2 protein-coding genes are annotated in these 1,121 nt (G+C 68.8%); both read right to left on the bottom strand.

Going from position 1 to position 1,121, the window contains the following annotated elements; all coding sequences use genetic code 11:
• Nucleotides 1–693, bottom strand: a 693-nt coding sequence (gene paaC, locus AC01Y6_RS10445; protein ID WP_476671457.1) for a 1,2-phenylacetyl-CoA epoxidase subunit PaaC, incomplete at its 3' end; no start/stop codon positions are given.
• The coding region (locus AC01Y6_RS10440) for a phenylacetic acid degradation protein (RefSeq protein ID WP_476671456.1) at nt 683–1,121 on the bottom strand (439 nt) is incomplete at its 5' end. The genes paaC and AC01Y6_RS10440, both read right to left, overlap by 11 nt.

Raw genomic sequence — 1,121 nt, 5'->3', positions numbered from 1 at the left:
CTCCGTGTGCTCCTTCCGGCTTTTCGGCACGTAGCCGCCCTCGGGCGCCTTGAGCCCCGAGCGCTCCAGGTGGCGGGTGGCCTCTTCCACATAGCGGCCCCAAAGGCCCCCTAGCTCCGGCACGTACCCCGCCGCCCAAAGCTCCTCCTCCCCGGGCAGGGGGGCGAAGAGCTGCTTGGCGTAGGGGAAGAGGGTTTCCAGGGCGTCCTGGGCCCTCCGGTGGGACTCCTCCGTGCCCAGGCCCAGGCGCTCCACCCAGAGGGCCGAGTGCCTTAGGTGGAAGCGCTCCTCCTTGAGGGCCCTCTCGGCCACCTCCGCCAAGGGGCTGTAGGCGCTTCTCCTCGCCTCCTCCAGCCAGAGGTTCTCGTAGAGGTCAAAGAGGTACTGCCGGACCATGGTGAAGGCCCAGTCCCCCTTGGGAAGCTCCACCAGGACGGCGTTTTGGTACTCCAGGGGGTCCCGGAGGAAAACCAGCTCATCGGGGTCGGACCCGTCCAGCTCCCGCCTCAGGTCCAGGTAGAGCTTGGCGTGGCCCAGCTCGTCCTGGGCCAGGTTGGCGATGGCGATGTCCTCCTCGAGGATGGGCGCGTGGGCCACCCACTCGGAGAGGCGCTGGGCCAGGACCACCTCGTCGTCGGCTAAGGCGGTGAGCTTGGCGATGAGGGCCTCCTTCAGCACGGGGTCAAGCCCCATCGGCCACCTCCTTGGCGGTGACGAGCCCGTAGTAGCTCTGCAGGCGGTAGGTCTTGTCCTTGGCCGGGGCGAACCAGCTCTCCACCACCTCGGGCGTGGGCTCGGTGCCCACCACCGCTCGCTCCGGCACCGCCCAGAAGGCCACCCCCTGGGCCTCGAGGAGGGCCTGCTTCACCGCCTCCCCTGGGCTTCTTGCCAGGAAGCGCCCCACCAGATCCCCGTAGACCATGCTCCGGCGGTGGCTTTTCTTGGCGAAGACCCAGTAGGGCTCAAGCTCTTTCCCTGGCGGGAAAGCCTCCTCCTCCCCCAGGGGCCCTTCCAAAGCTTTCGGGTCCCTTAGCCCCTCCTGGGTCACGTGGAAGAAGGCCTCCGCCGGGGCCACGAAGAGGGCGTAGGCCGAGGGCCTGCGCACGAAGACGTGCCGGGCC

This window comes from Thermus sp. (genome assembly GCF_056332225.1).
The sequence above is the reverse complement of the archived record's forward strand: the minus strand, read 5'-3'. Positions and strand labels throughout refer to the sequence as shown.